The organism is Staphylococcus sp. HMSC34G04 (genome assembly GCF_001838765.1).
GTDB lineage: Bacteria > Bacillota > Bacilli > Staphylococcales > Staphylococcaceae > Staphylococcus > Staphylococcus epidermidis.
The window spans coordinates 2173-28631 of record NZ_KV838762.1; the positions used below are offsets into that span (position 1 = coordinate 2173).

Annotated in this window: 25 protein-coding genes; 19 read left to right on the forward strand and 6 right to left on the reverse strand. The window is 31.6% G+C overall.

The features are described from left to right. The first annotated feature begins 196 nt into the window (after positions 1 to 196). The 5 genes from cdaA to HMPREF3241_RS10610 all read left to right on the forward strand — a co-directional run bounded on the left by cdaA (position 197) and on the right by HMPREF3241_RS10610 (position 7116). Entirely contained in the window at positions 197 to 1006 is an 810-nt protein-coding gene (cdaA, locus tag HMPREF3241_RS10590; RefSeq protein ID WP_002475624.1) for a diadenylate cyclase CdaA, read from the forward strand. Then, complete coding sequence (locus HMPREF3241_RS10595) at positions 1007 to 1942, forward strand: CdaR family protein (RefSeq protein ID WP_002447826.1); 936 nt, start codon at positions 1007 to 1009, stop codon at positions 1940 to 1942. Between the two features lie 24 nt (positions 1943 to 1966). Continuing rightward, the gene (gene glmM / locus HMPREF3241_RS10600; RefSeq protein WP_002447825.1) at positions 1967 to 3322 is read left to right on the forward strand and encodes a phosphoglucosamine mutase; all 1356 of its coding nucleotides are present in this window, start codon (positions 1967 to 1969) and stop codon (positions 3320 to 3322) included. A 630-nt stretch (positions 3323 to 3952) separates the two neighbouring features. Continuing rightward, entirely contained in the window at positions 3953 to 5758 is a 1806-nt protein-coding gene (gene glmS, locus HMPREF3241_RS10605; protein WP_002475615.1) for a glutamine--fructose-6-phosphate transaminase (isomerizing), read from the forward strand. 500 nt (positions 5759 to 6258) lie between these two features. Continuing rightward, a complete protein-coding gene (locus HMPREF3241_RS10610) occupies positions 6259 to 7116 on the forward strand; it encodes an HAD family hydrolase (protein ID WP_002487056.1) in 858 nt (285 codons plus the stop codon). 318 nt (positions 7117 to 7434) lie between these two features. Here HMPREF3241_RS10610 and HMPREF3241_RS10615 read toward each other — a convergent pair whose 3' ends face one another. After that, positions 7435 to 8586 carry a lytic transglycosylase gene (locus HMPREF3241_RS10615; RefSeq protein ID WP_070853662.1) on the reverse strand — a complete coding sequence of 384 codons (1152 nt, stop codon included), beginning with the start codon at positions 8584 to 8586 and terminating at the stop codon, positions 7435 to 7437. A 132-nt stretch (positions 8587 to 8718) separates the two neighbouring features. On the opposite strand from HMPREF3241_RS10615, the gene HMPREF3241_RS10620 reads away from it, so the two are divergent. Then, entirely contained in the window at positions 8719 to 9450 is a 732-nt protein-coding gene (locus tag HMPREF3241_RS10620; RefSeq protein ID WP_002490707.1) for a metallophosphoesterase family protein, read from the forward strand. A 263-nt stretch (positions 9451 to 9713) separates the two neighbouring features. Here HMPREF3241_RS10620 and czrB read toward each other — a convergent pair whose 3' ends face one another. Together czrB and czrA are read right to left on the reverse strand one after the other, a co-directional pair. Continuing rightward, the gene (czrB, locus tag HMPREF3241_RS10625) at positions 9714 to 10667 is read right to left on the reverse strand and encodes a CDF family zinc efflux transporter CzrB (RefSeq protein WP_002447819.1); all 954 of its coding nucleotides are present in this window, start codon (positions 10665 to 10667) and stop codon (positions 9714 to 9716) included. Beyond that, positions 10654 to 10995 (reverse strand): Zn(II)-responsive metalloregulatory transcriptional repressor CzrA, encoded by a 342-nt coding sequence (gene czrA / locus HMPREF3241_RS10630; RefSeq protein ID WP_002499956.1) that lies wholly within the window; start codon positions 10993 to 10995, stop codon positions 10654 to 10656. The genes czrB and czrA overlap by 14 nt, the downstream gene beginning before the upstream one ends. Positions 10996 to 11139: 144 nt before the next feature. Here czrA and HMPREF3241_RS10635 point away from each other — a divergent pair, with 144 nt between their 5' ends. From HMPREF3241_RS10635 to HMPREF3241_RS10660, 6 genes are all read left to right on the forward strand, one after another. Next, positions 11140 to 11796 (forward strand): SDR family oxidoreductase, encoded by a 657-nt coding sequence (locus tag HMPREF3241_RS10635; protein ID WP_002447817.1) that lies wholly within the window; start codon positions 11140 to 11142, stop codon positions 11794 to 11796. A 644-nt stretch (positions 11797 to 12440) separates the two neighbouring features. Then, complete coding sequence (locus HMPREF3241_RS10640) at positions 12441 to 13379, forward strand: type I phosphomannose isomerase catalytic subunit (protein WP_002447815.1); 939 nt, start codon at positions 12441 to 12443, stop codon at positions 13377 to 13379. A gap of 55 nt (positions 13380 to 13434) precedes the next feature. Then, positions 13435 to 13662 (forward strand): hypothetical protein, encoded by a 228-nt coding sequence (locus HMPREF3241_RS10645; RefSeq protein ID WP_001829956.1) that lies wholly within the window; start codon positions 13435 to 13437, stop codon positions 13660 to 13662. A gap of 232 nt (positions 13663 to 13894) precedes the next feature. After that, on the forward strand, positions 13895 to 15271 hold the full coding sequence (locus HMPREF3241_RS10650) for an EVE domain-containing protein (protein ID WP_002447813.1): 1377 nt from the start codon (positions 13895 to 13897) through the stop codon (positions 15269 to 15271). A gap of 180 nt (positions 15272 to 15451) precedes the next feature. After that, entirely contained in the window at positions 15452 to 15862 is a 411-nt protein-coding gene (locus HMPREF3241_RS10655; protein WP_001829885.1) for a thiol-disulfide oxidoreductase DCC family protein, read from the forward strand. Positions 15863 to 16048: 186 nt separating this feature from the next. Then, positions 16049 to 16495, forward strand: a complete 447-nt coding sequence (locus HMPREF3241_RS10660; protein WP_001829900.1) for a Dps family protein — start codon at positions 16049 to 16051, stop codon at positions 16493 to 16495. Between the two features lie 124 nt (positions 16496 to 16619). Here HMPREF3241_RS10660 and deoD read toward each other — a convergent pair whose 3' ends face one another. After that, on the reverse strand, positions 16620 to 17330 hold the full coding sequence (gene deoD / locus HMPREF3241_RS10665; protein ID WP_002447810.1) for a purine-nucleoside phosphorylase: 711 nt from the start codon (positions 17328 to 17330) through the stop codon (positions 16620 to 16622). A 206-nt stretch (positions 17331 to 17536) separates the two neighbouring features. On the opposite strand from deoD, the gene deoC reads away from it, so the two are divergent. Genes deoC through HMPREF3241_RS10685 form a run of 4 tightly spaced genes read left to right on the forward strand, consistent with a single transcriptional unit; the run spans position 17537 to position 21084 of the window. Beyond that, the gene (gene deoC, locus HMPREF3241_RS10670; RefSeq protein WP_002458726.1) at positions 17537 to 18199 is read left to right on the forward strand and encodes a deoxyribose-phosphate aldolase; all 663 of its coding nucleotides are present in this window, start codon (positions 17537 to 17539) and stop codon (positions 18197 to 18199) included. Positions 18200 to 18232: 33 nt separating this feature from the next. Further along, entirely contained in the window at positions 18233 to 19534 is a 1302-nt protein-coding gene (locus tag HMPREF3241_RS10675; protein WP_002447809.1) for a pyrimidine-nucleoside phosphorylase, read from the forward strand. 12 nt (positions 19535 to 19546) lie between these two features. Beyond that, a complete protein-coding gene (deoB, locus tag HMPREF3241_RS10680; RefSeq protein WP_002458724.1) occupies positions 19547 to 20737 on the forward strand; it encodes a phosphopentomutase in 1191 nt (396 codons plus the stop codon). Next, positions 20734 to 21084 (forward strand): DoxX family protein, encoded by a 351-nt coding sequence (locus HMPREF3241_RS10685; protein ID WP_001829969.1) that lies wholly within the window; start codon positions 20734 to 20736, stop codon positions 21082 to 21084. The genes deoB and HMPREF3241_RS10685 overlap by 4 nt, the downstream gene beginning before the upstream one ends. A 160-nt stretch (positions 21085 to 21244) precedes the next feature. Here the strand turns inward: HMPREF3241_RS10685 and HMPREF3241_RS10690 are convergent, their stop codons facing one another. After that, positions 21245 to 21715 (reverse strand): S-ribosylhomocysteine lyase, encoded by a 471-nt coding sequence (locus HMPREF3241_RS10690; protein WP_001829929.1) that lies wholly within the window; start codon positions 21713 to 21715, stop codon positions 21245 to 21247. A 226-nt stretch (positions 21716 to 21941) separates the two neighbouring features. On the opposite strand from HMPREF3241_RS10690, the gene HMPREF3241_RS10695 reads away from it, so the two are divergent. The 3 genes from HMPREF3241_RS10695 to HMPREF3241_RS10705 all read left to right on the forward strand — a co-directional run bounded on the left by HMPREF3241_RS10695 (position 21942) and on the right by HMPREF3241_RS10705 (position 25155). Continuing rightward, on the forward strand, positions 21942 to 23126 hold the full coding sequence (locus HMPREF3241_RS10695) for a M20 family metallopeptidase (protein ID WP_001829962.1): 1185 nt from the start codon (positions 21942 to 21944) through the stop codon (positions 23124 to 23126). Further along, positions 23126 to 24316: an L-aspartate--L-methionine ligase LdmS gene (locus HMPREF3241_RS10700; protein WP_070853663.1), complete on the forward strand. Its 1191-nt coding sequence runs from the start codon at positions 23126 to 23128 to the stop codon at positions 24314 to 24316. The genes HMPREF3241_RS10695 and HMPREF3241_RS10700 overlap by 1 nt, the downstream gene beginning before the upstream one ends. Before the next feature lie 173 nt (positions 24317 to 24489). Then, positions 24490 to 25155 carry a DUF2750 domain-containing protein gene (locus tag HMPREF3241_RS10705; protein ID WP_002447806.1) on the forward strand — a complete coding sequence of 222 codons (666 nt, stop codon included), beginning with the start codon at positions 24490 to 24492 and terminating at the stop codon, positions 25153 to 25155. Positions 25156 to 25376: 221 nt separating this feature from the next. Here the strand turns inward: HMPREF3241_RS10705 and coaW are convergent, their stop codons facing one another. Beyond that, positions 25377 to 26174 carry a type II pantothenate kinase gene (gene coaW / locus HMPREF3241_RS10710; RefSeq protein ID WP_002458722.1) on the reverse strand — a complete coding sequence of 266 codons (798 nt, stop codon included), beginning with the start codon at positions 26172 to 26174 and terminating at the stop codon, positions 25377 to 25379. Positions 26175 to 26459: the final 285 nt, after the last annotated feature.

The window sequence follows — 26459 nt, forward strand, 5'->3', positions numbered from 1 at the left end:
AGGGTCAGAGGTTCGAATCCTCTATGGCTCACTTTCTAGACATCTTCAATTGAAGGTGTCTTTTTTTATTTGTTAGAATTTTTTACTTTTATTTCTTATTTAAGAATTTTTATAAAATGTTATTTTGTCGTATGACAGTGTTAATAATGATTGGTATAATAATCAATATGGAAAAGTATTACCCGGAGGAGATGTTATGGATTTTTCCAATTTTTTTCAAAATCTGAGTACTATAAAAATTATTACTAGTCTACTGGATTTACTGATTGTTTGGTATGTGTTGTATCTTCTCATTACAGTTTTTAAAGGTACTAAAGCAATTCAATTATTAAAAGGGATAGTTGTCATTGTTATCGGCCAGCAAATCAGTAAAATTCTTAACTTAACAGCAACATCTAAATTGTTTGATATTGTAATTCAATGGGGTGTTTTAGCTCTCATTGTGATATTTCAACCTGAAATAAGAAGAGCCTTGGAACAATTAGGTAGAGGAAATTTTTTAAAACGGTATACGAATACTTATAGTCGCGATGAAGAAAAGTTGATTCAATCTGTATCTAAAGCTGTTCAATATATGGCTAAGCGTCGCATTGGTGCGCTTATTGTTTTTGAAAAAGAGACAGGTTTGCAGGACTATATAGAAACTGGAATACCGATGAATTCTGATATATCTCAAGAGTTACTAACTAATGTATTTATCCCTAATACACCATTACACGATGGTGCAATGATAATTCAAGGAAGTAAGATTGCCGTTGCTGCAAGTTATTTACCATTATCAGATAGTGTTAAAATATCAAAAAGTTTAGGAACTAGACATAGAGCGGCAGTTGGAATTTCAGAAGTTTCTGATGCTTTTACTGTTGTTGTATCTGAAGAAACTGGTGATATATCAGTCACTTTTGATGGAAAATTAAGAAGAGATATTTCAAAAGATGTTTTTGAAGAATTGCTTGCTGAACATTGGTTTGGTGCACACTTTCAAAAGAAAGGTGTGAATTCATAAATGCTTGAAAGTAAATGGGGATTAAGATTTGTCGCTCTCATATTAGCAGTATTTTTCTTTTTATCAGTAAATAATGTATTCGGAAATATATTTAATACGGATGATTTATCACAAAAATCATCCAAAACCATTCAAGATGTGCCCGTTGATGTTATTTATAATAATAAAGACCTACATGTAACTAAAATTCCTGAAAACGTCGATGTTAATTTAACAGGACCACAATCAAAATTAATCAAAATTGAAAACCCTGAAGATTTGAAAGTAGTCGTTGATCTTTCTGGAAAAAAAGCAGGGAAATATCAAAAAAAATATCAAGTTAAAGGCATAGATAGTGGTATCAACTATCAAATTAAACCTGAAGTAGCACACATTAACCTTGAAAATAAAATAACACGAGTTATGCATGTACAACCAGACATTAGTAGTAATAGTTTAGACCCAAAATATAAAATAAGTAAACAAAGTATTTCACCAGAAACTGTAAAAGTGACTGGTGGAGAGCAACAGTTAAAAAATATAGCTTATTTAAAAGCAACCTTTAAAAATTCTAGTAAAGTGAACAAAGATACCAATGATGTTGCAGATGTTAGTGCATTTGATAAACAATTAAATAAATTAAATGTATCAATTAATCCAAATGAGGTTAATTTAAAAGTAACAGTTGAACCATTCAGTAAAATGGTTAAGGTACGTACAAAAACAACGGGTAAGCTTAATGAAAATAAAGAATTAGATAGTGTTAAACTAGAAGATAAAGAAGTAGAAATCTTTGGTAATAGAGATGAATTACAAAATATTAATGAAATTACTGCTGAAGTAGATATTGATGGCATTTCAGAATCTACAGAAAAAACAGTATCATTTAACTTACCTAAAGATGTGACTAAAGTGAATCCAAAGGAAACAAAAGCGTATATAAATGTTAAAAATTGATAGATACAAAAGGAGCGTTTAAAAATGGGAAAATATTTTGGTACTGATGGTGTTCGTGGTGTCGCTAACCAAGAACTCACACCTGAATTGGCTTTTAAACTAGGTAGATACGGAGGATATGTACTCGCACATAACAAAGGTGAAAAGCATCCTCGAGTTTTAGTAGGAAGAGATACAAGAGTATCAGGAGAAATGCTAGAATCTGCATTAATCGCTGGTTTAATTTCAATTGGCGCAGAAGTGATGCGTTTAGGTGTTATCTCAACACCAGGTGTGGCTTATTTGACTAAAGAAATGGAAGCAGCATTAGGTGTTATGATTTCTGCGTCACATAATCCGGTTGCTGATAATGGAATTAAATTTTTTGGTTCAGATGGCTTTAAATTGTCAGATGATCAAGAAAATGAAATTGAGCAATTATTAGATCAAACCAATCCTGATTTACCACGTCCTGTAGGAGAGGATATTGTACATTATTCAGATTATTTTGAAGGTGCACAAAAGTATCTAAGTTATCTTAAATCCACAGTCGATGTAAATTTTGAGGGTCTTAAAATAGTATTAGATGGTGCAAACGGGTCAACTTCTTCTTTAGCCCCATTCTTGTTTGGCGATTTAGAAGCGGATACTGAGACAATAGGATGTAATCCAGATGGTTATAATATTAATGAACAATGTGGCTCTACTCATCCAGAAAAATTAGCTGAAACGGTGTTAGAAACTGGAAGTGACTTTGGTTTAGCTTTTGATGGAGATGGAGATCGCATTATTGCGGTAGATGAAAATGGACAAATTGTAGATGGAGATCAAATTATGTTCATTATTGGTCAAGAAATGTATAAAAACCAAGAACTCAATGGAAATATGATAGTTTCGACAGTTATGAGTAACCTTGGTTTCTACAAAGCTCTAGAAAAAGAAGGTATTCAGTCAAACAAAACTAAAGTGGGAGATCGCTATGTTGTCGAGGAAATGAGAAGAGGAAATTATAATCTTGGTGGTGAACAATCGGGTCATATCGTATTAATGGATTACAATACTACTGGTGATGGATTATTAACGGGTGTTCAATTGGCCTCTGTTATTAAAATGAGTGGTAAAACTCTAAGCGAGTTAGCTTCTCAAATGAAAAAGTATCCACAATCTCTAATTAATGTGAGAGTGACTGACAAATATCGTGTTGAAGAGAATATTCATGTTCAAGAGATAATGACGAAAGTTGAAACCGAGATGAACGGTGAAGGAAGAATTCTTGTTCGACCTTCTGGAACTGAACCTTTAGTACGTGTAATGGTTGAGGCTGCAACTGACGCGGATGCTGAAAGATATGCTCAAAGTATCGCTGACGTTGTTGAAGAAAAAATGGGTTTAGATAAATAATATTTTCATGTTTAAATTCATATATAACAGATTTATGATGTTACTATCATAAATCTGTTTTTTTAAAACAGAATTTTATCTTTTAAAAAGATTTGAAAAATATATTTTTTTATTTTAAGAATAATTCGCTGATGTATCTATTCAGAACTATTACTATTTATAAAAAATACTGTTAAATCGTTTGCAAATTAATTCGTTATCAGTGTACAATAAATATTAATGGAAAGGAGGAAAGTCTAGGTTATTAATAATTAAAGCGCCTGTGCAAAATGCTTAAATAGTTATCAAGTATTAAAAGTTAAAATAGTAGAGCTTTTATAGATAATTATTTGGCTTTTGTAGACGAGGAGGATAGTGATCGAATCAGATCGGCGGATGCTATCCCGGATGTGGCACATTCGTTAGCTTATTAAGTAAATCATTAAGGTGACTTAGTGGACAAAGTTAATAAGATCGCCAAACTAAATAAATTATTTTGGGAAACTACGGATAGTGTGTATAAAATTCATATAATAGCACGCTTATTTCATGATGTAATCGTTAATAATAATTATGATAGGGGATTATCAAATTTAACCAGTGATAATTAATCATAATAGCCGTGTTATCCCATTTGTTGGAGGATATTATATGTGTGGAATTGTAGGTTATATTGGCTACGATAATGCCAAAGAATTACTATTAAAAGGGTTAGAAAAATTAGAATATCGTGGTTATGACTCAGCAGGTATTGCTGTAGTTAATGATGATGGTACAAAACTTTTTAAAGAAAAGGGAAGAATTGCTGAATTACGTAAAGTTGCAGATAATAGTGATGAGGATGGTACGTTAGGAATTGGTCATACACGTTGGGCGACACATGGTGTTCCAAATTATGAAAATTCACACCCACATCAGTCAACATCTGGACGTTTTACATTAGTTCATAATGGTGTAATTGAAAATTACGAAGAATTAAAAGCTGAATATTTATCTGATGTCACTTTTTCATCAGAAACTGATACGGAAGTTATCGTACAATTAGTAGATTATTTTTCTAAGCAAGGATTAGCTACAGAAGATGCATTTACAAAAGTAGTTAAATTATTAAATGGGTCATATGCTTTAGGACTATTAGATGATAATGATAAAGATACTATTTATGTGGCTAAAAACAAGTCTCCACTTTTAGTAGGTGTAGGTGAAGGTTTCAATGTTATTGCTTCTGATGCTCTAGCAATGTTACAAACTACAAATCAATACAAAGAGATACATGACCATGAAATAGTTATCGTTAAGCGAGACACAGTAGAAATTAAAGATCTTGAGGGGCACATTCAACAACGTGATACGTATACAGCAGAAATAGATGCTGCTGATGCAGAAAAAGGCGTATATGATCATTACATGTTAAAAGAAATTCATGAACAGCCTGCAGTGATGCGTCGTATAATTCAAGAATATCAAGATGAAAAAGGTAATTTAAAAATCGATGCAGAGATTATTAATGATGTAGCAGATGCTGATCGTATTTACATCGTTGCAGCTGGTACTAGTTATCATGCTGGATTGGTTGGTAAAGAATTTATTGAAAAATGGGCAGGTGTACCTACTGAGGTTCATGTAGCTTCTGAATTTGTATATAATATGCCACTTCTTTCTGAAAAACCACTATTTATTTATATTTCACAATCTGGTGAAACAGCTGATAGTCGTGCTGTTTTAGTTGAAACAAATAAATTAGGTCACAAATCATTAACAATTACTAATGTTGCTGGCTCAACATTATCACGTGAAGCGGATCATACATTACTTTTACATGCTGGACCTGAGATTGCAGTCGCATCTACAAAAGCATATACAGCGCAAATTGCTGTTTTATCTATCTTATCTCAAATTGTTGCTAAATATCATGGTCGTGAAACCGATGTTGATTTATTAAGAGAACTTGCTAAGGTTACTACTGCTATAGAAACAATTGTTGACGATGCACCTAAGATGGAGCAAATTGCAACGGATTTCTTAAAAACTACTCGTAATGCATTCTTCATTGGAAGAACAATTGATTATAATGTTAGTTTAGAAGGTGCATTAAAATTAAAAGAAATTTCTTATATTCAAGCTGAAGGATTTGCAGGTGGGGAATTAAAGCACGGAACAATCGCTTTGATTGAAGATGGCACACCTGTCATAGGTTTAGCTACCCAAGAAAACGTTAATCTATCAATTCGTGGAAATATGAAAGAAGTAGTAGCACGTGGTGCATATCCTTGTATGATTTCAATGGAAGGTTTGAATAAAGAAGGAGACACATACGTGATTCCACAAGTACATGAATTATTAACTCCATTAGTATCTGTAGTGACAATGCAATTAATCTCATATTATGCTGCATTACAACGAGATTTGGATGTGGATAAACCTCGTAACCTAGCCAAATCGGTTACAGTAGAGTAAAATGTTTATAATTTAGAGTAGCCTAAGTGGCTACTCTTTATTTTTTGAATTAATTTTAGAATTATGCTTCAATTAATTTTAACTAAGCGTTTAATGCCGTTGGTTAAGGACTTTAATGAGGTACCCTAAATTATTAATATTGGATGAACCTACAACTGGATTGGATTTTATATAAAGAGGCAACTATTTAAAACATTAGGTAAGCATATTTTAAATGATTCACAACTTTCTGTCATACATGTAACGCATATACATATAATAGAAGAAATGCCGTTATTTGTGAAAAAGTTTTACTTAAAGACATTTACATATTTAACAAGGGTAATATTAAAGATATTATGAGACCCTTATCGGATAACAAATTTTTTGGGAGAGATGTCATTGTAAATAAAAGAAGACGACAATATAGTATGTTCAAAGTGTAATCAAAGCCGTTGCACTTTAGTATGATAAGTGACACAATTTAAGTGTATAAGTTAGAGTCTTGAATGGAGGATAATATGAAAAATATAAAAGCAATTTTTTTAGATATGGATGGAACGATATTACATGAAAATAATAAAGCCTCGGAATATACTAAACAAGTGATTAATCAATTGAGAGAACAAAATTATAAAGTTTTCCTTGCTACTGGGAGATCTTATTCAGAAATCAGTCAACTTGTTCCAAATGGATTCACTGTAGATGGTATTATCAGTTCGAATGGAACTTCAGGTGAAATTCATGGAGATAATTTGTTTAGACATAGTTTAACTTTAAAACAAGTACAGAAAATTGTGGAATTGGCTAAAAAACAACATATTTATTATGAAGTTTTTCCTTTTGAAAGTGATCGCATATCTCTTAAAGAAGATGAAGATTGGATGAAAGAAATGATTTCCACTATAGAGCCACCTGACGCTGTAAGTCAAAGTGAGTGGTCATCGAGAAGAGAAGCAATTAAAGGAAAAATAGATTGGCAAGATACCTTACCTGATGCACACTTTTCTAAAATATATTTATTCAGTCCCAAATTAGATAAAATAACTGATTTTCGCAATCATCTTGTTGAAAATCAAACAAATTTAGGTATTACCGTATCTAATTCTTCGCGTTATAATGCTGAAACGATGCCATATCATACTGATAAAGGTACAGGTATCAAGGAAATGATTGATCACTATGGTATTCAGCAAGAAGAAACTTTAGTTATTGGTGATAGTGATAATGATAGAGCTATGTTTAATTTTGGCCACCACACTGTTGCAATGAAAAATGCAAGACAAGAAATTAAAAATCTTACAGATGATATTACCGAATACACGAACGAAGAAGATGGTGCAGCACATTACTTAAAAACTCATTTATTAGATAACTAGTCTTCAAGTCAGTATCTTGTTATTAAACGGTCGGTTACGATAGTTTATATCAGTAAAAATTTTGAATTTATAAAATAGGCAAATGGACACTTTCATATTTAATCATGAAAGTGTCCATTTTTGATTTAAATTATATGCCTATCAACTGGTTCATTATGATTATTTAAATTATATGCTTGAGCATTAATAAAATATTAAAGAGGATTTTCACAAAAATATATTTACAATATAAAAAGCCCAACATGAAAGATTATTAAAATTTCATGTTGGGCAAAATACTTTAAATTTAAATTAATAAGGTAATCTAAAGACAATCAACTATTTCTTATCAAATAGATTTTTAGATTGTTCTGTAATATTTTCTTTATTTTCATTTACTTTTTCTTTGATGGAATCATCTATGTTATTTTTTTGGATATCAGTTTTTTCTTGTTGTACATGTGTTTGTTGATCTTTCATTTTATCTATTTCTGTATCTTTTGAATCGGAAGTATTCAATGTAGTATCTACTTTGTCGTTTACAGTATCTTTGTTAACATCTTTATTTTTATGACGTCTTTTGCTTTTGACTGGTTGGTCACCACGTTTAACGAAATAATTAATAATTCCAAAAATCAAAATGTAATAAAGACATAGACGTAATACTATAGATACGATTCTAGCTATTATAACAATAGTTTGAGCCACCATTTGAGACATACTGCTTGTTAAGTATTGTACACCGAATAATAGCGGTCTGTTAATAATACTTGCAAGTAAACCAATAAGTAATACGCCAATGAAAAATTTAAACCAAGTGTTCTTACCGTTTTTAATACCTTTAAATCCTTCTTTTAGATTACTCATTACTTTACGAGATGAATCTTCTGTATAAGCAGTAGTATAATTAATAATGAATATAATTACAAACCAATAGAAAATTGATGAAATGAAACCTGTTATGAGTAACAACACAATTTGTATTGTGATTAAAATTCCCATTGGATTTTCGTAGCCACTTATTGATTGTTGTAAGCCAATAAATAATGGGCTAAGAGCTAAATTATATAATTTATTTAATAGCATTAGAATAAGTACGATTATAATAAACAGAACTAAAGTTATTAAAGCTAAGATTACTGATTTAGCATATTTGCCTTTTTTAAAAGCAAAAAATAAATCACTAAAGAGAACTTTCTCTTTATTAATAGCTTTTTGAATTGCATATACTGTACCAGTTATCAATGGGTAACCTACAAAAATAAATAATAAAGCTAAAATGAGTAAAATAAAAATAATAGATACAATAGGTTTTGTAGTAGGTTCACCGAGTTGAGCTAACATGGGTAACCTTTGGGCTCTTAATATAACTAATGAGAATGCAATATTAGAAGTAATATAGCAAATGACAAAAGTTAGTAATGAGATTAGTATTAACTTTAGATTATGTGGTTTTGCTTTTTGAAATCCGGATTTATAATAATTAAACAAATTTTAAGCACTCCTTTTTTTTCATATAAATACAATATCAAAATTCTAATAAATTTTAAATTAATATCTAACATAATAGAGCACAAAATGTTAGAATATGCTAATAAGATAACATTGAAGGGAGATAATATCATGAAATTTGCTGTTATCACTGATATTCATGGAAACTTTGATGCGCTTCAAACTGTTTTAGATGATATTGATAGTAGAGATGATATTGAAAAAATTTATAACCTAGGTGATAACATAGGGATTGGACATGAGACAAATAAAGTACTGGATACTATATTTGACCGAGATGATATGGAAATGATCGCAGGTAATCATGATGAAGCTATTATGTCACTCGTCAATGGAACACCTTATCCTGAAGATTTAAAAGGGAAGTTTTATGAGCATCATCAATGGATTGAAGGACATTTAGATGAGTCCTATTACGATGAAATTAATCAATTGCCAAGATATATTGAAATGACCGTAAAAGGGAAAAAGATTTTATTTATTCATTATGAAATTGAAAATGATAAAATGTCAGCTCCCATTGATGAACAACCTTTTGCGCCTATTACAAAAGATGACGAACAAGCTATTTCTAAATTATTTAAAGATAAAGAAGCCGATTTAATTTTATTTGGACATAACCATAGATTGCATATGTTTGATGATAAATCTACAGTATATTTTAATCCTGGATCAGTAGGTTTGAACAACGGTTCTAACACCGTATATGGTATTATTACCGTTAATGAAAAAGGAATTTCAGTAGAAAGAGTGAAATTAGCGTACAATAATGAAGAATTTTTAGCAGGTTTTGAAGAAAAGCAAGTACCAGCTAGAGAATTTATATTTAAGAATTTCATTTAAAGTAAGATGTTTATATGTGAAAAAGTAAATATTGAGATAGATTCATCTGAAATTTATAACAACTATTGAAAATTTTTAGAGCGTGGGAACATAAACTGATGTCCCACGCTCTAAATATATATAGGATGATTGAAATGGAGTTCTACTCACATCAACTCTCTTTTAAATTAAGATATGATTTTTAGGTTGAGTCTTTGAATGCAATAGAACCTTCAATCTACATCTTTATTTATAATCAAAAAGGATCGTTAGAAATAAACGCTCTAATGAGAGTGCTCATGTATACCTGAGCATAATGTTGATTCGTCGTGTTTGTGTTCTGGTGTTTCAAGTTGTATTGTCATATGCTGAATATTTAATTGCAATAGGTCACTTTCGATTGACTTTAGCATTGTTTCACACGTTTGAACTGATAAATATTCTGGTACAACTGCATGACAACTTAATGCATTCATATCATTTGAAATGGTCCATACATGACAATCATGTACATTTTGAATTCTTTCATCTTTACTAATTGCTTTAATTACAGCATTTAAATCTATATTGTTAGGCGTTCCTTCCATCAATATGTTAAGGGATGATTTAGAAATGCCGTAAGCACTTTTTAAAATAATTAACGAAACTAAAATACTGGCTAAAGGATCCGCTAATGTAAAATTAAAACCCCAAATTAAGAGAGAAGCAACGATTGCACCAACAGAGCCGAACAAGTCTCCAAGTACATGTAAAAATGCGCCTCGCATATTAAGGTTGTGAGAGGTATCTCCTCCTTTAAACATGAGTATCGCTACAATGATATTTACCATAAGACCAATCACACTAATGATGAACATTTCCTTCGATTGAACCTCAGGAGGTTCTAAAAATCTTCGTATCGCTTCGATTATTATAATAATACTAATGATAAATAGGGTAACTCCGTTGAAAAGTGCTGCTAGAATCTCAAAACGTTTGTAACCATATGTTTTACTTTTGGTAGCATGCTTTTCAGCATATATAAAAGCTATAAGAGCTACTCCTAAGGATATGGCATCACTTAGCATGTGAAAACCATCAGACAATAATGCTAGACTATTTGCCAAGAACCCACCTATAATTTCTACAAGCATGAAGAGACTAATAATAATAAAAGAAAACATGAGTACTTTCTTATTATCTGTATGAACGTGTCCGTGTGCATGAGAATGATGATGTTGATGATTATGATTTGTCATTAGAAATTCCACCTTCACTAGGATGTTTGGCGTGGTGAATAGCTTGTTTAAGTAAAGTTGAAACGTGTCTATCATCTATAGAATAAATCATTGATTGCCCTTGTCTTTTAGATTTAACAAGATAAGTGCTTTTAAGTAGTTTCAATTGATGTGATACATTTGACTGAGTCATATTTAAAGAATGTGAAATATGTCCAACACTTGCTTCACCGTTTTCAAGAAACTCCATAATTCTGACACGATTAAAATCACTTAAAGCTTTGAAAATATGAGTGACTTTAATCAATGTATCCTGATTGCTTTCATCGTTAATATGATATCCACTCATTGTAAATTCACACTCCAACATATGAATATTTGTTCATATATTAATATAATGAGAATATTGAAGTATGTCAATGATACACTAACGTTTAGTATTCTCTTGAAGTGGTAAATACAAAATACAATTTTTTGAAGGAGGACGTTTGAAATGAGTATTTTAGTTATTGGAGCAAATGGTGGCGTAGGTTCTAAACTAGTAAGTCAATTAAATGAAGAACACGTTGATTTTACAGCTGGTGTGCGTAAGGAAGATCAAGTTAAAGAATTAGAAAATAAAGGAATTAAAGCTACTTTAATAGATGTAGAAAAAAATAGTATTGATGATTTAAAAAATATCTTTACAGATTATGATAAAGTCATCTTTTCGGTTGGATCTGGAGGAAGCACTGGAGCGGATAAAACAATCATTGTTGATTTAGATGGTGCTGTAAAAACAATTAAAGCTAGTAAAGAAGCGGGTATCAAACATTACGTTATGGTATCAACGTACGATTCTAGACGTGAAGCATTTGATGCGAGTGGAGATTTAAAACCGTATACAATTGCAAAGCATTATGCTGATGATTACTTAAGAACATCAAATCTTAATTATACAATTGTACATCCAGGTTCACTTACAGATGATGCTGGAACTGGAAAAATAGAAGCTGATTTATATTTCGACAAACCAGGATCAATTCCACGTGAAGATGTTGCTACAGTTTTAAAAGAAGTAGTAACTTCTGATGGTTTTAATAATCAAGAATTCCAAATTTTAAGTGGCAATCATGATGTTAAAGATGCATTGAAAAACTATGAATCTTAACATTTAAAATTAAGTACGTATTAAAAATTATTTGTCATTTTTAAAACAATTTGATGCAAAATTCATTCTCTATTATCGATAGAATTGTTGTAGTTTGCTTTTAAATACTTCAATTTCTAATCAGTATTTGAGGGGGGCAAGATAAGAAAATCAAAAAGTCTTATCTTGTTCCCTTTTTATATTAAACGTTAAATATTTCAATGAGTATAATTACACTCATTGTTCTGCTTTTAAATGAACTTGAAAAAAGAGAAATGCTGGATTCTATTGAAGCCAATTTAACGCTTTGTTATTTTAAGGCGTCATTTACAGAAAATAATGGTATAGTAATGAATAAAGCGCTTTATTAGAATAGTAAAAATGATGCTATTCAATTTATTATGCAGTTGATATAATATGTAAGAATCCTACGTCAAATGGACACAGGATACAAAGTGTATAAAATGATAGTATATTCATATAGTAGTTTGTGAAATAATCATATATGCTACACTCAAAACGAGTGAGAAAGAGAGCTAGCTTCAAATACATATCTTAAAAGAAGAGCTATGTTGTATCAAAAGTATTTTTATTATTTAACATTGTGTGATATTCAAGCATAGATAATGATTAAAGTTTAGGCTTTTAATAATGGAGGTGTGAACATGCCGTTATTTTTAAAACCCATTTTTCTCGATAAAGTATGGGGCAGTGATAATCTTCGCCAATTTGGGTATCAACTACCTAATAATCATATAGGTGAATGTTGGGGAATTTCAGCACATCCACATGGCAAAAGTGTGATTGAAAATGGTATATTTGCTGGTCAAACATTGGATCAAGTATGGAACAATCATAGAGAAATGTTTGGAGATTTTCCAAGTAAAGATTTTCCGTTAATGGCTAAAATTGTAGATGCTGCTGCGCCATTGTCTATTCATGTACATCCAGACGATTCTTATGCATATGAACACGAAGAAGGTCAATATGGAAAATCTGAATGTTGGTACATCATTGAAGCTGATGAAGGTGCAAAGATTACTATAGGTACGTATGCGAAATCTCGTGATGAATTTGAAGAGCAATTGAAGCAAGGTACATTTGAAAAACATTTGAGAACAATACAAGTGCAACCAGGAGATTTTTACTTTATACCAGCTGGAACGATACATTCCATAGGTGCAGGCATTATGGCGTATGAAGTCATGCAATCATCAGATATTTCATATAGAATTTATGATTATCATAGAAAAACAGACAATAGTGAGGAACGTGAATTAAATATAGATAAGGCATTAGATGTTATTAATTATTCAAATGAACTACCTAATATCACTCCTCAAAATGAAGTGATAGAAAATCACAATTGTACACATATTGTATCGAGTGATTTTTTTACTATGGTTAAGTGGGATATTTCTGGTACTCTAAATTATATGAAGCCTAGAGAATTTTGCCTTGTTTCTGTTTTAGATGGACAAGGTAAACTTATTGTAGATGGTGATATATATGAAATATCTACAGGTTCAAACTTTGTGTTAACTTCTGAAGATTTAGATAGTGTTTTCGAAGGAGATTTCAAACTAATCATTAGTTACATTTAATAAGTATTAAAAAATATACCAATTTAAGTATAGGTGATATAAGGAGAGAGGCTTTGTGAAGCAATTTATATATATTTCTCTAGTTTGTGGCATTATTTCAGGAGCAGGTATATTTTTACAATTACCGCATTATCCATCTATGATGATTCCAAGATTTGTGGCGATTCTTGGAATAATTAGCGCTGCAATCACAATAAGAGATAAGGAAATAAGTGGTATGCTTAAACTTGGTGGAATAATGATTAATATAATGCCGTTACTTGGGAGTGTTATTGCTAAATGAAAGATGACGATATGCAAGTGTCTAACGATGATACTTGCATTTTTAATTTTTAAAAGCAACTTTTAATGATAAGTGTTGTTTAGAATAGTGAATGATATTATGATAAAATAAATAAAAATATTTAATAATAATGATGATCACATTTAAGTGATTACTGATGAGACCCATGGTTGTTTAGAGTGAATGATATGAAAATAGAACATAAATTAATTTTAGGATAAGGAGCATTATAATGACTGAGGAAATTAACTATTTTTGGCTTAATTGTGGTTACAATAGATGGAATCATAATGAACCATTAGTGGGACAGACAGCGTTATTTGAATCTGGCGCACATTTTAATCCTACACAAGGATATAGAGCATTTAAAAAAGCTAAAGCTGGAGATCAAGTGATTTTTTATCAAGTACAAACAGATTCTGGTCTTTTAGGTATAGGTGAAATTATAAGTGTGCAATCCGGTGCTCAAAATAAAATAAGAGTGGAATTTAAATTTAAAGAAACGCTTAAACCACTTACAACTGATTATCTTAAAAGAAGTGAAACACTCGATTTTCGTATGAGTAACATGAGAGAAACACTTTTCAACCAAATCAGAGAGTCAGAATTTGAGTTAATAGTTAGTTTAGGTAAAGGAAAATCAAAAATTCCTCGATATTTTTTATTAGCAGAAACAGAAGCGTTTGAACCTGGTAAAAACTATACTATATTTACTCATACATTTAATGGAATCAAAAGGAATGGTTATCATTTTTACACTCAACTAGAGGTAGGTGATAACATTATTATATATAATAAATATCAAAACCAATCGGTTATCGGTATTGGCGAAGTATCAAAGCATTTACATGAGAAACCACCTATACCAGGTCGAACGAATAGTACAGCTATTGAAATTTTTTATGAGAAAGATATCAAGCCCATTTCATTAGGTCATCTGAATAAACATTCTAAATTGAAGAATTTGTATTTCTTACAAGAAAATGCGAAACAGTCAATAGCAAGTATGTCACAAGCTCAATACGATGCCATTTTAGACATGAGTATGAATAATGGTATTAAACATCCTTTTGAAACAGTAAAAAAAGCAGAACTATCAACTCAAAATGCTGAAGATGATAGTTTAAAACCTTTTGTATTATTAGTTGTTGAGCAAAAAGGAGAAGGCTTAAAAGCTGCTGAAGAATTACTCCAAAAAACAAATGCAAACCCTGTGATTACAAGTGGCCATCCAGATTTTACTGAAGATATGCTTTATGGTAAATATTTACCTAATGAGTCAGGAGCGCTATATTATCGTGAAGGATTCATTACACACCTAATGCCTAAGAAAGATAAAAGTTATTTAGTCATTGATAACTTCAATCGCATCGATGTGGATATTTTCCAAACATATATTAATGTACTTGAAGGCTATGAAGTGACATTACCAAGATATAATAAAGATGGAAGCATGATTAAGTGGTCAAAAAATAAAGATTCTTTTTATCATTTTAATCCTAATTGGCATATTGTTGGTATTACATATGACTCTATAGAAAAAATTAAGCAAAAATATTCGTCACAGTTTTTAAAATATACGCGTATCGTCAAAGTGAATCATGACTAATCGTGTTATCAGTCGTATGAAGAACACATAACTGATTCATTTTATAAAGTAGATTATAACTATACATTTCCTAGTGATTTAAACCTTATTAAGTTAGAATGATGTTAACTTAATAAGGTTTATTTATTATACCTAAATGGGAATATAAATAATTAAGCAATGAAAAAGGAGTGTATACACATGCCAATAATTTATTATGATGGAAATTGTGTTTATTGTTATAACTATGCAATTTGGTTAATTCAAAATGGACTTTCACATAAATATGAGTTTGCAACAATTAAAGGTCAAATAGGTAAACAATTTTTTGAAAATTATCCTGATGCTCAAAATAAGAATAGTGTTATTCTTCAAAAAGGGAATCATTTAGAATTTGAATCACAGGCTGTTGCAACATTGATATCGTCACTACCTAATCACTCTAAATTTCTTGGTATAGGATTAAGATTAATTCCTAAACCATTAAGAGATTTAGGATATCGATTATTTGCAAATAATCGAGATAAAATGTGGAAAACACATTGGCACAAGCCAACTGATTATGAAAAATCATTTTTTCTTGATGATAATGAAAAAATCAAACTAACCTAATTGATAAAATATGATTTAATTGATAATAAAAGAAGATGAACAAGCTCAAAATTGAAATCATTTAGACAGATGTTTTGAGAAATTAAAGTAATATTTATTTTGTCTCTTAGTGTTATTTTACTTTACAAATTAGAATTATTATAATATAATAACTAATGTAAAATGAGGTTCGAAGGAGTGTTTGATATGAGTCAACAACAAGATGTAGTCAAAGAATTAAATCAACAAGTCGCAAACTGGACGGTAGCTTATACAAAGTTGCATAATTTCCATTGGTACGTTAAAGGCCCTAATTTCTTTTCTTTACACACAAAATTCGAAGAATTATACAATGAAGCTAGTCAATATGTTGATGATTTAGCAGAAAGAATTTTGGCAATAGGTGGTAATCCAATAGGAACACTTTCCGAGTGTTTAGATAAATCAATAGTAAATGAAGCAGGAAAACATTATTCAGCTGAAGAAATGGTAGAAGAATTGTCTAAAGATTTTTCTAAAATCTCTAAACAATTAGAACAAGCAATTGAAGTGGCTGGAAGCGCTAGTGATGACGTTTCAGAAGATATGTTTATCGGCATGCAAACTTCAGTTGATAAGCATAATTGGATGCTACAATCTTATTTAGGTCATTAATTTTTAGTAACTTACATTTTAATTTTTAAATTGACGATCTCAAATATTTTTAGTGTAGCTATTAGAAAAGAGTGGGACGACAAACGCATTTAGTGTTTGTCATCCCACTCTATTTTTATATTTTCTATTCGGCTATTTCGAGTGCTATTTCCATCATTTGAGTAAATGATGTTTGTCTCTCTTCTGCACTAGTGGCTTCATCTCTTAGAATATGATCACTCACTGTAAAAATACCTAAAGCCTTTTTATTTGCATGGATGGCATTTAAATATAAACCTGCAGACTCCATTTCAATACCTAAGATACCCATTTTTTTCCATGAATCATTAAAAGTTGAATCAGCATTATAAAATGTATCAGATGACAAAACGTTACCTACGTGTGATACGGCACCAATTTCATCAGCAGCTTTCTTAGCTTTAGCTACTAGATTAAAATCAGCAATAGGTGCAAAGTGACCTGGTATATTAAATTGATCAACATAATTTGAGTTTGTAGAAGCGGCTTGTGCAATAATTACATCATATAAATTGACATCTTCTTGAAGAGCGCCACACGAACCTACGCGAATAATTGTATCCACATCAAAGAAATGGTAAAGTTCATAAGAATAAATGCCAATACTTGGAATCCCCATCCCAGACCCCATTACAGAAACTTCTTTGCCTTTATAAGTTCCAGTGTAACCAAACATATTACGTACTGTATTGAATTGTTCAACATTTTCTAAAAAATTTTCAGCAATATATTGAGCACGTAACGGATCGCCTGGCATTAATACAGTTTTAGCTATTTTAACTCCATTTGGGTTAATGTGAGGTGTACTTTCTGTCATAATATATCTTCTCCTTAATAGTCAGTTCGCAATATCATCATAACCGTTATATTACCATTTTAAGATAACATTTGTTTATCTTTTTTGCGAATTTTTGTACTATATAATTAAAGGTAAATATGTTTTGTTTTTTAAAGATATATTAAAGTTATGTGAAGATTTAATATACTGAGATAGTAATAAACTAAAAACATGGAGGAAAAATGATGAATAAAGCAAAATTAATAGACCATACATTATTAAAACCTGATTCAACAAAGGAACAAATTGATACTATTATAAATGAAGCAAAAGCATATCAGTTTAAGTCTGTATGTGTGAACCCTACACATGTACAATATGCATCTGAACAACTTAAAGGAACTGATGTTTTAGTGTGTACTGTTATTGGATTTCCACTAGGTGCAACAACTACAGCAGTTAAATCTTATGAAACAAAAGATGCGATTAATAATGGCGCTCAAGAGATTGATATGGTGATAAACATTGGAGCACTTAAGGATGGTCGTTTTGATGAAGTGCAAAATGATATCGAAGCCGTCGTTCAAGCAGCTAATGGTAAAACAGTTAAGGTCATTATTGAGACTGTTTTATTAACTGAGAAAGAGAAGATTAAAGCATGTCAATTATCTGAAGCGGCAGGTGCACATTTTGTTAAAACATCCACAGGTTTTGCTGGTGGGGGTGCTACAGTTGAAGATGTAAAATTAATGAAAGATACTGTTGGTGATCGTTTAGAAGTGAAAGCGTCAGGTGGCGTGAGAAATCTAGAAGATTTTAACAATATGATTGAGGCGGGTGCTACACGCATTGGTGCTAGTGCCGGTGTGCAAATTATTCAAGGACTTGAGTCAAATACTGATTACTAATACTAAATTTATTGTCTAAGGGAATGATGAATAATGAGAATGATTGACATCATAGAAAAGAAACGAGACGGTAAGTCATTAACAAGAGAAGAAATAGAATTTTTTGTAAACGGATACACTCGTGGGGAAGTTCCAGATTACCAAGCTTCAAGTTTAGCTATGGCGATATTCTTTCAAGATATGAATGATGAAGAAAGAGCCGCATTGACAATGTCAATGGTTAACTCAGGAGAGAGAATCGACTTAAGCGATATCAATGGTATAAAGGTAGACAAGCATTCTACAGGGGGCGTCGGTGATACAACGACACTCGTTCTTGCCCCATTAGTAGCGGCAGTAGGTGTTCCAGTTGCAAAGATGAGTGGTCGTGGTCTAGGACATACGGGGGGTACGATAGATAAATTAGAATCAGTTAAGGGATTTAATGTTGAAATCAGTGAAAAAGATTTTATAAAACTTGTAAATGATAATCAAGTAGCAGTAATAGGCCAATCAGGCAATCTCACACCAGCTGATAAAAAATTATATGCATTGAGGGATGTAACAGGAACAGTTAATTCTATTCCCCTCATCGCTTCGTCCATAATGAGTAAGAAAATTGCTGCTGGTGCAGATGCAATTGTTCTAGATGTCAAAACTGGCAGTGGTGCGTTTATGAAGACGCTAGATGATGCCGAAGCGCTTGCGCATGCGATGGTTAGAATCGGTAATAATGTAGGTCGTAATACGATGGCTATTATTTCAGATATGAGTCAACCTTTAGGAAATGCAGTTGGTAATGCGCTCGAATTAAAAGAAGCTATCGCAACATTAAAAGGAAATGGACCGAAAGATCTAACAGAGCTTGTGTTAACACTTGGTTCTCAAATGGTTGTCTTAGCTGAACAAGCAGAATCTTTAGATGAAGCGCGTCAGATGTTAGTCGATGCTATAAAAACAGGAAAAGCTTTAAACAAATTCAAAACATTTCTATCGAATCAAGGAGGAGATGACTCAATTGTGGATTCTCCTGAAAAGTTGCCTAGCGCGAAATATCAAGTTGAATTTAAAGCTAAAAAAGATGGTTTTATAACTGAAATAATAGCTAATGAGATAGGCGTTGCTTCAATGATGTTAGGCGCTGGTCGTCAAACAAAAGAAGACGTTATTGATTTAGGTGTAGGTATCGTGTTAAATAAAAAAGTAGGAGAACATGTTGAGAAGGATGAAAATATTTTAACTATTCATACAAACACCAAAAAGATCGATGATATTTTAAACAAACTAGACAATAGTATTACTATTGATAGTAAGGGCGAAGCTCCAACCTTAATTCATAAAATAATAACCGAGTAGGAGATGTAAATGATGACTACACCGTTCAAAAGAATTCATCTAATAGTTATGGACTCAGTAGGTATAGGCGAAGGTCCTGATGCAGCGGCATTCAATGACGAAGGATCACACACTTTAAAGCATACTTTAGAAGGATTTAAGCAAAAGTTACCACATCTAGAACAACTTGGATTAGGAAATATTGCACCGCTTCCTGTTGTTTCAAAAGTTACGCATCCGGGTGCGTTTTATACCAAACTAAGTGAAGCTTCAGTAGGCAAGGATACAATGACAGGACATTGGGAAATTATGGGGTTAAATATAATGCAACCATTTAAGGTTTATCCAAATGGTTTCCCAGCAGAGCTTGTTAAAGAGATTGAATCAATGACTGGACGCAAGGTTGTAGCAAATAGACCTGCTTCAGGAACTCAGATTATTGACGAGTGGGGCGAACATCAAATGAAAACTGGAGATTTAATAGTTTATACTAGTGCTGATCCAGTTTTACAGATTGCTGCACATGAAGACGTGATTCCACTTGAAGAACTTTACGAGATTTGTGAAAAAGTTCGTGAACTAACAAAAGATCCTAAATATTTAATAGGAAGAATCATTGCTCGACCATATGTTGGAGAACCTGGTAACTTCACTAGAACTTCTAATCGACATGATTACGCGTTAAAACCATTTGGACGAACAGTGATGAATAGCCTTAAAGATAATGGTTATGATGTAATCGCGATTGGTAAAATTAACGATATTTATGATGGTGAAGGCGTGACAGAAGCTATACGTACTAAAAATAATATGGACGGTATGGATCAATTGATTGAAGTTGTAAAAAAAGATTTTGAAGGCATCAGTTTCCTTAATTTAGTTGATTTTGATGCATTGTATGGCCATCGTCGTGATAAAGAAGGCTATGCTCAAGCAATTAAAGATTTTGATCTTCGTTTACCTGAATTAATGAATCATTTAAGAGAAGATGATTTAGTTATTATTACAGCTGATCATGGTAATGATCCAATTGCTAAAGGTACAGATCATACACGTGAATACATTCCACTTTTAATGTTTAGTCCAAAAATTAAAGATTATCATGAACTTTCACAAGACACGACATTTAGCTCTATCGGTGTTACAATAGCAGATAACTTCAACGTAGAATTACCTAAATATGGAAAAAGTTATTTAAAAGAAATGGGGGTTGAGCATCAATGAAGGTTTTAAGATTCTTATTAGGACTAGCATTTGGAACAGCTGGTGTTTTACATTTTACTAGAGAGAGACAATTTAGAAATATTGTTCCAGATTATTTACCTTTACAAAAAACTGCCGTATTGGTAACAGGGGTCATAGAAATCTTTTTTGGTATCATGTTGCTTATTAAAAGGCCAGCATCATGGTTGAAAAAGGGTATTAATTTATTCTTGTTAGCAGTGTTCCCAGCAAATATTTATATGGCTCGTAAAGGATTGCCATTAGGTGACAAAGAACTACCTAAATGGGCACTTTATTCTAGATTACCATTGCAATTTGTGCTTATTAAAGCCATTAAAAAATTATAATTTTTTCAGAAAATAAGACCTTCTAAAATGATAACTAGTTAGCATTTTAGAAGGTTTTTTTATAAAAAAAGAGAAATGTCGAAGGGAAGATTTATTCGACATTTCTCCATAATGATATTAATTAAGCGTTTTATGCTTAGTTGTATGGTTAAATGGTTAACTATTTACCTTCTCCATAGATGTCGTTCCATTGCTCTCTTTTATCTAAGAATGCTTGAGCAATTGTTTTAGCACCTTCTAAAGAATGACTTGCAGCCCAACCACATTGAACCTCATTACAAGCTGGAACTTCGCTAGCATTTAACACATCATGCAATGTTTGATCTATAATATTTAATACGTCATCGTAGTCGTCATGATTAATAAATGAAACATAGAATCCAGTTTGACAACCCATAGGACTTAAATCTACTACTTTATCAGTATGATTTCTAATGTTTTCTGCCATTAAATGCTCTAAGGAATGTAGACCAGGCATATCCATATGTTCCTTATTAGGCTGTTTGAAACGAATGTCATATTTGTGTATGACATCACCATTAAGACCCTCCATAGTACCGGCTAGACGAATAAAAGGTGCAACAACCTTAGTATGGTCTAAATTAAAGCTTTCTACATTCATTTTAGTCATGCATTTATCCTCCTTATTGCTATATAGCAATTTTTGTTTAATTCAATAAATAGATTGTAACAATACTCATATACATTTACAATTTTTCTAAACTAATAGACTGTTATCTTTTAAATTGTAAGAAAATTGTGTAAAAATTAATGACAACCAATATTAAATCCGATAAAATAAGTAATAATTAAAAAAGAATGATTGATACGCAAAGTTTCAAAGGGAGTTAGATACAATGCATAATAAACAAAAGATATTAGATTTTATAGAGAATAATAAATATGATTATGTTGAAATAAGTCATCGTATTCATGAACGCCCTGAATTAGGCAATGAAGAAATTTTTGCATCGAGAACGTTAATTGACCAATTAAGAGCAAATCGATTCGAAATCGAAACGGATATTGCAGGACATGCAACAGGATTTATAGCAACGTATGATTCTGATATGACTGGACCGGTTATAGGATTTCTAGCTGAATACGATGCTTTACCTGGTCTTGGTCACGCGTGCGGGCATAATATTATTGGTACTGCTAGCGTACTTGCTGCAGTAGCACTAAAAGAAGTCGTCGATGAAATTGGTGGTAAAGTAGTCGTTTTGGGATGTCCTGCTGAAGAAGGTGGGGAAAATGGCTCCGCAAAAGCTTCTTATGTTAAAGCAGGTGTCATTGATGAAATTGATGTGGCATTGATGATTCATCCTGGAAATGAAACCTATCGTACAATTAATACTTTAGCTGTAGATGTTCTAGATATTAAATTCTATGGACGTAGTGCGCATGCATCTGAAAATGCAGATGAAGCATTAAACGCTTTAGATGCAATGATTTCATATTTTAATGGTATAGCACAGTTAAGGCAACACATTAAAAAAGGACAACGAGTTCACGGGGTTATTTTAGACGGTGGTAAAGCGGCTAATATTATACCTGATTTTACACATGCGAGATTTTATACTCGAGCTACTTCGCGGAGAGAACTTGATGTTTTAACTGAAAAAGTAAACCAAATTGCAAGAGGTGCTGCGATTCAAACTGGGTGTGATTTTGAATTTGGTCCTATCCAGAATGGTGTAAACGAATTTATTAAAGCGCCTAAACTTGATGATTTATTTGAAAAATATGCAACTGAATTAGGAGAAGAAGTGATTGATGATGATTTTGGTTATGGATCTACAGATACAGGTAATGTAAGTCATGTTGTACCAACAATCCATCCACATATTAAAATTGGTTCTCGAAATCTTGTAGGACATACCCACCGCTTTAGAGAAGCGGCTGCAAGTTTACAAGGTGATCAGGCACTAATTCGAGGTGCAAAAATTTTAGCATTAATGGGACTAGAATTAATCGAAAATAAACCGTTGTTAGACGAAATAATTGAAGAGCATACGCATATAAAGGGGCATGTTAAGTAATGAATAATAAAGTAAATGGTCCGTTTCTCACACTTAGTGATTTGTATAATGATGACATTGTTTACACATCTCGACCTTCATATGTGTCGAATCCATGGTTGAAACCAGATGAACATCAATCAAATTTCTTAACTGGAAGAGAATTACTTATAGCTAATCGTTTTCCTGTCATTGTTCATGAGGCAAGTGTTACAAACAAATTAGAACAACTTTTTAATATAGTGGGTAGGGAAATTCCACCACATACTTATAAATTTAATAATCAAGAAACATATGAAAGCTTGATAAGGAATTTAGCTCTTCATCACGGTAAAAAAATCTACTTTCAATATATTCATGATGAAGATATTCTACCTAAAGAATATTATGCACTTGATAAAGATGTTTTTGTTGCTCTTAATAATAAAGCACGAATTCCGGAATGGACTAATAACAAATATCTACCACAAAGAGAAATTGTCTCAATTAAAGATTTTGAATCTCGTATTCAAACATGGTCGTATCCATTTGTCATAAAACCAGGCGATGATTTACCTACAGCAGGAGGATATGGTGTTATGATTTGTTATAATGATACAGATTTAGATAAAGCTATCACACGCATCAACAATGCATCAGCAGAGACTGAACATTTAATCATTGAACAAAAAATTAATGCAGTGAATAACTATTGTGTACAATTTGCTTATTCAGATGATATTGGTATCAAATACTTAGGAACAGCGCAACAGTTAACTAATGACTATGGATTTTACAACGGAAATGAAAATGTTAATGATGTGCCTCAGAATGTAATAGACGCTGGTAGAGAGATTATGGAAATAGGCGTAAGCAAAGGTTTTTTTGGTGTAGCAGGTTTTGACTTACTAGTAGATGATAAAAATGATGTTTATGCGATTGATTTAAATTTTAGGCAAAACGGATCAACGAGTATGCTACTTTTAGCAAAAGATTTAACTCATGGATATCATAAATTTTACAGTTACTTTTCTAATGAAGATAATACAAAATTCTATAATGCTATTTTAAAATACGTAGAATTAGGTGTACTTTATCCACTTTCCTATTACGATGGAGATTGGTATGGAAAGAATCAAGTTAATTCTAGATTTGGCTGCATTTGGCATGGAGAAAATAAAGAATTAATTAATCGATATGAACAACAATTTATATTGGAAGCTGGATTATAAGTGTATGATTCTTTAAGGATATTAAGTAGTGTTTGATAAAGAAGTTAGAATAATCAATCATGTCCCAGTTTACAAATAAGATTTGAATTTTAACATTATTGACTATCAATCGTTAGTATTTTAAGATTTAAAGTAAGAAACACTATGAATAACTTATGAATTGAGGGTTAAGTATGTCATACAAATATGAAGCATTTTTTAAAGATATTTTGATTAATGAATATATTTATTTTGCTTCAAAAAATAAAAAATTAATTAGAATACAACATGAGAATTTGCCATTTATTGCTATGTGGACAGACGAAAATGTTGCTGAGTCTTATTTGTTACATCATTCAATCGAATACGACAAAATCATTAGAGCAGATATTGACCGTTTTGTAACATATGAAATGGATGAAATCTTTGATCCTGGTGACAAAGTTTTAGTTAATGTGAATAATGGTGAAGAAGGAAACATTGTAGATATAGTTAAAATGACTGATGAGTTAATGTCTGAATTAGATGATATAAGAATGAGAGAGTTTGTTAAAGATGTCGCAAAATATGACGAAGTATACGGATTGACAAACAAAGGTGAAAAGAATTTTATTATGATTTCAGATGATGACCATAATAAACCTCACATCATGCCTGTTTGGAGTATTAAGAGTAGAGCGCGTAAAGTACGTGATCAAGATTTTGAAGAATGTGATTTAATTGAAATTGAAGGTAAAGTCTTTAGTGAATGGTTAGACAAGTTACGCGATGATAATAAAGCAGTAGCGATTGATTTGAAATCAGGTGTTGTAGGTACTGTTGTATCAGCGCAAAAATTGTCAAATGAAGCAACATTTTAATTGATTATATTAGAAAAAGTCTGCAACATGTGTTTATAGTATTTACACCCCAAAAGTTAGATTTTAGTTTAACTTTTGGGGTGATTTTTTATAAACGAATATTATAAATTTGATAGTAAAATGATGTTTGAAGCTAACACTGAGAAAATTCAACGTATAAAGTAAGTTAGATGGTAAGGTAAGTAACAATCAATACCAATTTGCTTCCACTCATCTTCCTATTAGAGGTAAAGTGCTCCTAAAGCGCCTGAAAAAGCACCATTCTCAATATAGTATGGTTTAAATCCTCTTAGAACAGTGTAATTCTCAACAACTTCACGTAGTAATTGATTGTTATTAAATGATGAACCGATATATACAACGTGCTTAGTCTTATATTCACGTGCTAAAGTAATAGCCATAGTTGTTATAACTTCACCAACGACACCAATTGCAGAGGCAAGTTTGTTAGCTGAAGTAAACTGATTATCTAAGTGATGTAATACATTTCCAAAATTTGCTGCTGTTAAATCTCCAGGAATTGGTGGTTCAGTATCTTTATAAATATGTTTTACTTTTAAATCAATGGCATCACGATCACCATTTTGAGCTAAATTCGTTAATTCTTTATAATCTGTTATATTGGACAATAAATAGCCTAAACCTTGTATCATCCCACCTCCGGTACCTACACCTCCAACACGTTGTTGCTCTTTTCCGTCAAAATAGTGGAAAGAAGTACCTGTTCCTACATTAGCAAAAATGTAATGTTCAATTTGATGACCTTGTTCATCCAATAAAATTTCTAAACCTTTTGATGATGCATCGAACTCTACAAATATTTCAGGTGATTGATGAATTTGATCTGCTATTACTCCAGCATTTCCACCTGTAAGCTTTAATGTTTCAATTTCTTCATTGTTAAGCCAATCTATGACTTTTTGGATGTTAGTTGTTAATTCAGTTCTGTAATATCTGCGATTGTCATGCTCTTGTACAATTTTAATTAAAGTGCCTCCAGCATCAATTCCAATCTTCATATGTCTATCACTCCATAACAATTATTGTCACTCATTATAGTATAGTAAATTAACTGAAAAACAAGTGAATATTTATAGAAAGCTCTTATTAAGATACACTTATTTTAATAATAAAGTTAATAATAAATATAGGGTAGTCATTATAGTGATGACATACATATTAATAAAATGAGGTTGTAATGAGTTGAATTAGGGTAAAATGATGTTGAGCAAGAGAAAATGTTATACATAACGAGTCCGATAGTCATAATTATTTAATTCATATATAATATAAATGGTAATTAA

Bases quoted from the DNA above. Each gene is read 5' to 3' on its own strand.
- deoC (WP_002458726.1), top strand. From the start codon at position 17,537: ATGAATAAAGCAAAATTAATAGACCATACATTATTAAAACCTGATTCA.
- HMPREF3241_RS10635 (WP_002447817.1), top strand. From the start codon at position 11,140: ATGAGTATTTTAGTTATTGGAGCAAATGGTGGCGTAGGTTCTAAACTA.
- glmM (WP_002447825.1), top strand. From the start codon at position 1,967: ATGGGAAAATATTTTGGTACTGATGGTGTTCGTGGTGTCGCTAACCAA.
- HMPREF3241_RS10595 (WP_002447826.1), top strand. From the start codon at position 1,007: ATGCTTGAAAGTAAATGGGGATTAAGATTTGTCGCTCTCATATTAGCA.
- HMPREF3241_RS10700 (WP_070853663.1), top strand. From the start codon at position 23,126: ATGAATAATAAAGTAAATGGTCCGTTTCTCACACTTAGTGATTTGTAT.
- glmS (WP_002475615.1), top strand. From the start codon at position 3,953: ATGTGTGGAATTGTAGGTTATATTGGCTACGATAATGCCAAAGAATTA.
- cdaA (WP_002475624.1), top strand. From the start codon at position 197: ATGGATTTTTCCAATTTTTTTCAAAATCTGAGTACTATAAAAATTATT.
- coaW (WP_002458722.1), bottom strand. From the start codon at position 26,174: ATGAAGATTGGAATTGATGCTGGAGGCACTTTAATTAAAATTGTACAA.
- HMPREF3241_RS10650 (WP_002447813.1), top strand. From the start codon at position 13,895: ATGACTGAGGAAATTAACTATTTTTGGCTTAATTGTGGTTACAATAGA.
- deoB (WP_002458724.1), top strand. From the start codon at position 19,547: ATGACTACACCGTTCAAAAGAATTCATCTAATAGTTATGGACTCAGTA.
- HMPREF3241_RS10640 (WP_002447815.1), top strand. From the start codon at position 12,441: ATGCCGTTATTTTTAAAACCCATTTTTCTCGATAAAGTATGGGGCAGT.
- HMPREF3241_RS10705 (WP_002447806.1), top strand. From the start codon at position 24,490: ATGTCATACAAATATGAAGCATTTTTTAAAGATATTTTGATTAATGAA.
- czrA (WP_002499956.1), bottom strand. From the start codon at position 10,995: ATGAGTGGATATCATATTAACGATGAAAGCAATCAGGATACATTGATT.
- HMPREF3241_RS10660 (WP_001829900.1), top strand. From the start codon at position 16,049: ATGAGTCAACAACAAGATGTAGTCAAAGAATTAAATCAACAAGTCGCA.
- deoD (WP_002447810.1), bottom strand. From the start codon at position 17,330: ATGACAGAAAGTACACCTCACATTAACCCAAATGGAGTTAAAATAGCT.
- HMPREF3241_RS10685 (WP_001829969.1), top strand. From the start codon at position 20,734: ATGAAGGTTTTAAGATTCTTATTAGGACTAGCATTTGGAACAGCTGGT.
- HMPREF3241_RS10675 (WP_002447809.1), top strand. From the start codon at position 18,233: ATGAGAATGATTGACATCATAGAAAAGAAACGAGACGGTAAGTCATTA.
- HMPREF3241_RS10655 (WP_001829885.1), top strand. From the start codon at position 15,452: ATGCCAATAATTTATTATGATGGAAATTGTGTTTATTGTTATAACTAT.
- HMPREF3241_RS10690 (WP_001829929.1), bottom strand. From the start codon at position 21,715: ATGACTAAAATGAATGTAGAAAGCTTTAATTTAGACCATACTAAGGTT.
- czrB (WP_002447819.1), bottom strand. From the start codon at position 10,667: ATGACAAATCATAATCATCAACATCATCATTCTCATGCACACGGACAC.
- HMPREF3241_RS10620 (WP_002490707.1), top strand. From the start codon at position 8,719: ATGAAATTTGCTGTTATCACTGATATTCATGGAAACTTTGATGCGCTT.
- HMPREF3241_RS10610 (WP_002487056.1), top strand. From the start codon at position 6,259: ATGAAAAATATAAAAGCAATTTTTTTAGATATGGATGGAACGATATTA.
- HMPREF3241_RS10695 (WP_001829962.1), top strand. From the start codon at position 21,942: ATGCATAATAAACAAAAGATATTAGATTTTATAGAGAATAATAAATAT.